We start from the raw sequence: 6,519 nt of genomic DNA on the forward strand, positions 1-6,519 counted from the left end.
CCGGCAGGCCTCCCCGGGTAAGAGCGTTAACCTTCACCCCGCGCCCGCCCCATTTACTCTACCGTCCCTTGGCAGCCTGGGATTTCGCTGTGTTATGCCAGCTCATCCGAACGGTCTAGCCTCTTATGGGGTTCTTGTTCATCGGGCCGTGGTTTTGCCGCCGGCGCACCGATCCGATTCCACCTCGCGATGGACACCCTTGCCTTTGGCTAGCAGACTCGTGCTGCCTCGCCTGCAGTGGACTTTCACCACCAAGTTAACGCCCATGCCGGGCGCACATAAAGAAAAACTCCGGTCAGGCCGGAGTTTTCTTGTTGACGACCACCTCAACCAGCGGCTCCAGTTTTTTAAGCGATTCTCCCTCATAATCCTCAATACGCCCGGCATCGGCCAGCTTTGCCAGCTCGGGATCCACGGGCAGGACGGCCAGCAGGGGCAGCCCCGTTTTGCTCGCCGCTTCCTTCACGCTGCCGTTACCGAAGGGCTGAATCTTCTCGCCGCAGTGCGGGCAGGAAATATAGCTCAGGTTCTCCACCAGTCCCAGGATGGGTATAGAGGCCTGCCGGGCCATTTTAATGGTCTTGCTCACCACCATCATGGCCAGGTCCTGGGGGGATGAAACTGCCAGCAGTCCATTTAAAGGCAGTGACTGCATGACGGTGAGGGGAATATCCCCGGTGCCGGGGGGCATGTCCACAATCAGGTAATCCAGATCGCCCCAGGCCACGTCGCTCCAGAACTGTTTTACCGCGCTGGCCAGGATGGGACCCCGCCAGATAACGGGATCATCCTCCGAGGGCAGAAACAGGTTCAACGACATGACCTGAATACCCAGTGCGGTTTTCACCGGCAGGATATAATTCTTGAACTGCTCGGGGCGGTCCACCAGCCCGAAGATTTTGGGTATGCTGGGACCGGTGATGTCCGCATCCAGGATGCCGGTTTTATAACCCCGGCGGGCCAGGGCGACGGCCAGCAGGGCGCTGACCGATGACTTGCCCACTCCCCCCTTCCCGCTCATCACGGCAAGGACATTCTTAATATCGCTGGCCTCGTTCTGGGGCAGGTAGGAAGATCCGGGACACTGTCCCGTGCTGCACCGGCCGGTATCCTTATCGTTACAACCTGTGCATTTTGTTTCGTCCATTTCCACAATCCCCCGCCTCGTTTTAGAATTTTTTTCTACATAAGTTTAGCATATTTTCACCCGGTAGGCCAGAGCTACCCCCCGGTCGTCCCTCCACCTTCCTTTTCCAGGCGGTCCAGCAGGCGGTTTAAAACCGCCGCCAGCTCACCCCAGGTTACGGCAGCATCGGGATCATGGTTGCCGATGATCAGGCCGCGTTCCCGCAGGCGCTCAATTTCCCCGGCGGCATCCCCGCTGCTGCGCTTTTTCAGGCCCAGAACGCGCGCCATCCCCCCCGCAATGGCCCGGGCCAGCTCCCGCAAACACGCTTTATCTGCGAGGCAGGCGGCATCGCGGGGACTGTCGATAAAGAAGTTTTCCAGGAGCACAGCGGGCATATTTGTTTTCCTCAGCACGGCCAGATCGGCCCTTTTCAGCCCGCGGTCGGGAAAACCCCGCTGGATATAAAACGCGGCCACTTCGCGGTGCAGTGCAGCCGCTATCATCCGGGTTTTCTGCGGGGCATCCGGGTGGATAAAACTTTCGAAGCCGCTCCCGCCGCCGGCGTTCACATGCAGGGAGCAAAAGAAATCGGCCCCGTTTTTATTGGCCAGTTCGGCCCGTTCCTCCAGGGAAACATAAACATCGCCGGTGCGGGTGGGAATAACCCTGACCTCGTACTCCTCCAGGAAGGAAAGAACCTGAAGCCCGAGGGTTAAAACCACGTCCTTCTCCTGCAGGCCGGAACCAACCGCCCCGGGGTCCCGGCCGCCATGTCCGAAATCCAGAACAATCAACATAGAACTGCCCGGCTCCAAAAGCCGGCGGCACACCTCCTTTGATACTGTGGCCAGAACCGGAACTGGATGGGTAGCAGTCATCCTTTTATTTGTATATTTTGAATATTAACCGGAGATGCCTTAACAGCACCCCATCCCTCCCCGCAGCCACGCCAGGGGACTAAATTTATTTTATAATGGTTAACACCCTGTTCGTACACCTGTTCTAATGGTATTATATAACCTCTGGCAGGCCCGGTCAAGGGAGAGCTCATATTAAGACCGGAAAATGGGAACCATAGAAAGATAAAGCCAGTGGCTTAATTTTACTTGCCGAGGTGTGCTGCCATGACCGTTACCAAAATCAACGTCCTCAACCCGGTTCTGCCGGAGAAACAGCTGAAACCGCTGGCCGAGTGCATGACCGGGAACGGCCTGAACCACCTGCACATTCTGGACGTGGGTGCCTCCCATGTTCTGGTCGACCTGCTTTACGAACGGCAGGGGGATGAACATATCCTCAACCGGGAGCGCTTCCAGCACTGCCTGGAGCTGGCGGATAAAACCTGGCGCTCCCTGTACGAGCAGTGCATAAGCGACCGGCAGAGGCTTTTGTGCCTGACTTTTCTCATCAAGGCCATTTTGTCGCCCATGCTGAAGGAGGAGAAAAAATGAGCTTCTTCAAACCATACCTTGACCACGAGCGGCTTGACGCCCTGGCCAGGTGCTGCGATACATACCACATCAGCCCCGCCGACCTGCTGGACGTAGGGCTCTGCATGCTCGGCATCGACAGGCTTACCGCCTATCACTCCCTCACCCGGGACGCTTTATACCTGGACATCCAGGAACTGCAGGAAGCGGCGGCAGCGGCCAAACAGCTGGGCTACTTCCTGCGAGGCCTGGAGCCCGACCTGCGTCTCCGCCTGGCCGCGCTGCTGCTGATATTGAAAGCCAGCGTGGTCAACATGCAGGGGCACTGCGGCATGTCCTGCCGCCTGAACGGGGAAACAGAACAGGACGGTTCCTGACCGGCCGCCGGTGGTAGAGAAACAGGCCTCCCGTTGAAGGGAGGCCTCAGACTGTTGACAAACTTCCTATGTGCCCTGGTATTAGTAAGCGCTGCCGAGCCAGGCCACGGCGACGGGATGAGGCGGGGCCGCAGGCAGGATGTTCGCGGAGGCCACCTGAACACAGAGCGAAACGACCGGGAGCGACGACTAAAAACAGGGCACACCCCAGAAATACTTTATCTACAAGCTGAGGAAGGCCTCCCGTCAAAGGGAGGCCTGTCACAATTTCGGATGCTCTTAGCGGAGCAAGTTTGTTCCGCAGGTTATCGCAGGAGTTGCAGCACCAACTGCGGCTGCTGGTTGGCCTGGGCCAGCATGGCCGTGGCGGCCTGGGCGATGATGCTCTGCTTGGTGAACTCCATGTAACAAACGATAAAAATTGATTTACAAGAGCAGTTATCCTGGCGTGATGAATACACCGCTCTACGGCGCTGGACTGAGGCAGTAGATCAACTGGGTGTATTAGTCTTCCATGCCATCCGTCTGCCAGAGTTCATTCACCCACTGGTGGGAAAACCGTTTGACCTCTTTTTCCTCCGCATCGGGGCGGCTATCAGCGGCCAGGTCCGGGTTTTGGGCCAGAAAACGGTAGAAGGTGGACAAAGAGAGGCTGTCCGGCGTGAATACACCGTCTTTGACCAGTTCCTCATAAAGCAGGGTGCCGTTCTCGAACAATTTTTTCAGCAGATTTAAACACTCGGAAAATGAGTGATGGGAAACCAGAGCATGCCAAGGGGTAGTAAAGATTATCTCGACCGTGTACTGGAAGTACGGCAGGCAGAAGGAAGGCAGATACGAGATGGTGGTCCGGCAGTATTTGCAATAGTAGCGATCGGCGTGCCGTCAAACCGCACCATTTCTTCTTTGGTCCGCCGGAGGAAATGGCGCCGCCGCGCCTCCGCCGGGTAGGCGTTGAAGGCGTCTATAGTGGAGAGTATCTCCGGTTCCAGCAGCCGCCACAGGCAGAAGTAGGGGAAGTCTTTGCCCATATGGGGCGTGGCGGTGAGCAGGAGCAGGTGGTGGCACTGCCAGGACAGCATCCAGGCGGGGTCGTCCGACGCCCCCGCGATCGCTTCGGCCAGGCGGTAGCGGTCGGTCGGCGCAGCCCCCGCCACATAAAATCCTAATAGCTTGTTGCAACGCACTTCGTCGTTCAGCACCGGGATTTGAACCTCCTTACCTGCTTTCTGGAATCCTGCAAGGAATCATGCTGAAGGTAGTAGAGTAACAAAAAGCCCCGGCAAAAATTCTTACCGGTGCTTTGGGTTCTCTGACCAGGAAACAGCGGACTTTAAGCCTTTCACCAAACAACCTCTACCAGATAACTGGCAATTTTGGGATCTGCAATTATAATGGGCAGATTTTCTAACTGAGCCTGGGCAATCAGAAGGCGGTCAAAAGGATCACGGTGGAAATCCGGGAGGGTATAAACGTGGAGGGCGTGGCGCATCGAAACAGCCGGGGGTTCAATGGCATTTACGGCAAGTTGTTATTTTTCAAACGCCTCTAAAATATTACCGGGGAGAGGCTCGTTAAAATCTGTGCTGATACTGACTCTCCCTTTTGCGCTGCCGGGAACGCGCCGGGCCGGTCGCTCCGTTACTGGAACCAGACGGGCTACTGGCTTGCCGGCTTTTGCAATCACAACCTCCTCGCCTTCCTTTACCCGCGCCAAAAGCCTGGAAAAATGGGTTTTTGCCTCATGAATATTCACCTGCACCGGCATCCGGATTCACCTCCGTTACCGGTAGTATAGACTAAGTCATAGACTAAGTTAACTACTTCCTTCGGCCCTCTTCGCTTACCAGCCGCGGTTTTTCTTCCTCCAGGGATAAGCTCTGAATAATACTCATAGCACCAAATAACGTAGGTGATACACTCAGTTACGTGGAGGTGGAGCATGTGGAGTACCAGAATGTTACCCTTTCGCTACCTAAGGAAGTGCTGCGCCGGGCGAAACATATCGCTATTGAGCGGGGGACCTCGCTCTCCGGTCTTCTCACCCACCTGCTCGACTGCCATCCCGTTAAAACCTGTTTCGGTAAACAATCCTTTCCATTTTCCCGCTGATATGTTATAATGTAGTCACGGAGGTGACCATAATGGAGTTTGCAAGCGTAAGGGAGTTTAAAACCCACGCCAGCGAATTTATCCGCAGGAAGGAAGCGGTGATGGTTTTTCGGAACGGCAAACCCGCAGGCGTATTTATTCCCTGGGAGGATATTAACGTTGATGACGAAGTGCGCCGGGCGGCCCTGAAGGCCCTGGTGGCAAAAGTCGCCAAAGAAAGACAGGAAAAAGGGATAACAGAGGAAGAGGTGCTGGAGGACTTTGCAACTTTCCGGAAAGATCGCCGTGGACGCGAACATCGTGCTTTTCGGCGCTGATCGGCGGGAAAGCGAGTAAGGTGTTTGTTGAAGCGAAAACTTTAAAGTTTGTTACAACTGCCAGCGTGGTCAATGAGGTCAAGGAGTACATTCCGGTTTTGGCCCCAAAAAAGGGTTTGAGCCGGGAGGTCATGGAAGCGGCCTTTTCCCTGCTGGAGCTGGAAGTTATAAAGAAAGAAACGTATTCTGGACAGATCCCGGTCGCTACGGACTTAATCGGAAAGAGAGACCCGGAGGACGTAGAACTCGTAGCGTTGGCGCTGGCGTTGAAGTGCCCGGTCTGGTCGAATGACAACGACCTGGTGGAATTAAAACAAATAAAGACTTATACAACCGCTGAAATGTTGTGTATATTGGAAGGTTTCCTGGGTTTTTAAAAACAAGAAATAGACCAGGTGTAAATCCGTTATTTCTGGGACGCTGGGTCGCTTCTTTCCTTTGCGGAGAGAACCAGTTTTAAGCTTTTCATTTTCATGCACCACTGTTTTATTCGTTGGCCGCGTTTTTCATACATTGTGACGCCAGGACCACTGCTGTAAGTATAATAACTAAAAGCCTACCACCTGCCAGGTGGCGCAAAATCTCCGTCCTGATCACCCTGCCGTTTAAGTCAAGGAAGGCACCACTGCATTTTGCATTTAGGCCGTGTAAAATTTCAGTAGGCACCAGAAGGGGATCAGCCCCCTGAAAAAGAAATGAGACCTCACGCGCCCAAAAAACACCAGAAATCAAGCTAAAGGAGTGTGAGGTCTCATGCTAAATATTCGCCAAATAGTGGGTGCAGTCCTTCTTTTCGTTAAGGGTCTGATTGAATTACTTGGTAGGTGCAAGGACTTCTATGAACTTGAAAAAGGTATCCATGAGCTTTGTCAGAAAGTCTGCAACCAAATATTCAACTGGGCACTGGAACAGCTCGATACCCGCCTGATGAATGAACGTGACCGGAGCACCTGGGAAGTGGTCGGCTTTCGGACTAAAACAGCCATCAGCACCTTTGGGGAATTTCTCTACAAAAGGCGCCTGTACTGTTGATTGTCAATAGAATTGACCCACTATGTGCAAATAAAATTGACCCACTGCAGAATAAAAATAACCAGCATTGATGCCCCCTAATGAGACGAAAATTTTGCCTGGCTCACTTCGCTCGGCCTTGA

Annotated in this window: 10 protein-coding genes and 2 pseudogenes; 6 read left to right on the top strand and 6 right to left on the bottom strand. The window is 54.3% G+C overall.

Annotation, left to right across the window (positions count from 1 at the left end; genetic code table 11):
* Positions 1–295: 295 nt before the first annotated feature.
* On the bottom strand, positions 296–1,147 hold the full coding sequence (locus BUB44_RS14535) for an Mrp/NBP35 family ATP-binding protein (protein ID WP_073167664.1): 852 nt from the start codon (positions 1,145–1,147) through the stop codon (positions 296–298).
* A 74-nt stretch (positions 1,148–1,221) separates the two neighbouring features.
* Positions 1,222–1,926, bottom strand: a complete 705-nt coding sequence (locus tag BUB44_RS14540) for an N-acetylmuramoyl-L-alanine amidase (protein ID WP_073167647.1) — start codon at positions 1,924–1,926, stop codon at positions 1,222–1,224.
* Between the two features lie 327 nt (positions 1,927–2,253).
* Between BUB44_RS14540 and BUB44_RS14545 the strand changes: the two genes are divergently transcribed.
* Together BUB44_RS14545 and BUB44_RS14550 are read left to right on the top strand one after the other, a co-directional pair.
* Positions 2,254–2,580 (top strand): hypothetical protein, encoded by a 327-nt coding sequence (locus BUB44_RS14545; protein ID WP_027356123.1) that lies wholly within the window; start codon positions 2,254–2,256, stop codon positions 2,578–2,580.
* On the top strand, positions 2,577–2,936 hold the full coding sequence (locus tag BUB44_RS14550; protein WP_073167650.1) for a hypothetical protein: 360 nt from the start codon (positions 2,577–2,579) through the stop codon (positions 2,934–2,936). Before BUB44_RS14545 ends, BUB44_RS14550 begins: the two co-directional genes overlap by 4 nt.
* A 305-nt stretch (positions 2,937–3,241) precedes the next feature.
* Here the strand turns inward: BUB44_RS14550 and BUB44_RS16190 are convergent, their stop codons facing one another.
* The 4 genes and pseudogenes from BUB44_RS16190 to BUB44_RS14570 all read right to left on the bottom strand — a co-directional run bounded on the left by BUB44_RS16190 (position 3,242) and on the right by BUB44_RS14570 (position 4,704).
* Positions 3,242–3,340: a flagellin gene (locus BUB44_RS16190; protein ID WP_423219803.1), complete on the bottom strand. Its 99-nt coding sequence runs from the start codon at positions 3,338–3,340 to the stop codon at positions 3,242–3,244.
* Between the two features lie 109 nt (positions 3,341–3,449).
* Positions 3,450–3,641: pseudogene (locus BUB44_RS14560) on the bottom strand (IS481 family transposase); the annotation flags it as partial.
* Positions 3,642–3,724: 83 nt separating this feature from the next.
* On the bottom strand, positions 3,725–4,123 hold the full coding sequence (locus tag BUB44_RS14565; RefSeq protein WP_131821649.1) for a DEAD/DEAH box helicase family protein: 399 nt from the start codon (positions 4,121–4,123) through the stop codon (positions 3,725–3,727).
* Between the two features lie 344 nt (positions 4,124–4,467).
* On the bottom strand, positions 4,468–4,704 hold the full coding sequence (locus BUB44_RS14570; protein WP_073167654.1) for a type II toxin-antitoxin system Phd/YefM family antitoxin: 237 nt from the start codon (positions 4,702–4,704) through the stop codon (positions 4,468–4,470).
* Positions 4,705–4,880: 176 nt separating this feature from the next.
* Between BUB44_RS14570 and BUB44_RS14575 the strand changes: the two genes are divergently transcribed.
* The 4 genes and pseudogenes from BUB44_RS14575 to BUB44_RS14595 all read left to right on the top strand — a co-directional run.
* Entirely contained in the window at positions 4,881–5,048 is a 168-nt protein-coding gene (locus tag BUB44_RS14575; RefSeq protein WP_242656000.1) for a DUF6364 family protein, read from the top strand.
* Positions 5,049–5,080: 32 nt separating this feature from the next.
* Entirely contained in the window at positions 5,081–5,365 is a 285-nt protein-coding gene (locus BUB44_RS14580) for a hypothetical protein (protein WP_073167657.1), read from the top strand.
* Between the two features lie 20 nt (positions 5,366–5,385).
* The gene (locus BUB44_RS14585) at positions 5,386–5,742 is read left to right on the top strand and encodes a PIN domain-containing protein (RefSeq protein WP_073167659.1); all 357 of its coding nucleotides are present in this window, start codon (positions 5,386–5,388) and stop codon (positions 5,740–5,742) included.
* A 376-nt stretch (positions 5,743–6,118) separates the two neighbouring features.
* Positions 6,119–6,391 (top strand): annotated as a pseudogene (locus BUB44_RS14595) (UPF0236 family transposase-like protein); the annotation flags it as partial.
* Between the last annotated feature and the right edge of the window lie 128 nt (positions 6,392–6,519).

This window comes from Desulfofundulus australicus DSM 11792, from assembly GCF_900129285.1.
In the GTDB taxonomy this organism is placed as follows: domain Bacteria; phylum Bacillota; class Desulfotomaculia; order Desulfotomaculales; family Desulfovirgulaceae; genus Desulfofundulus; species Desulfofundulus australicus.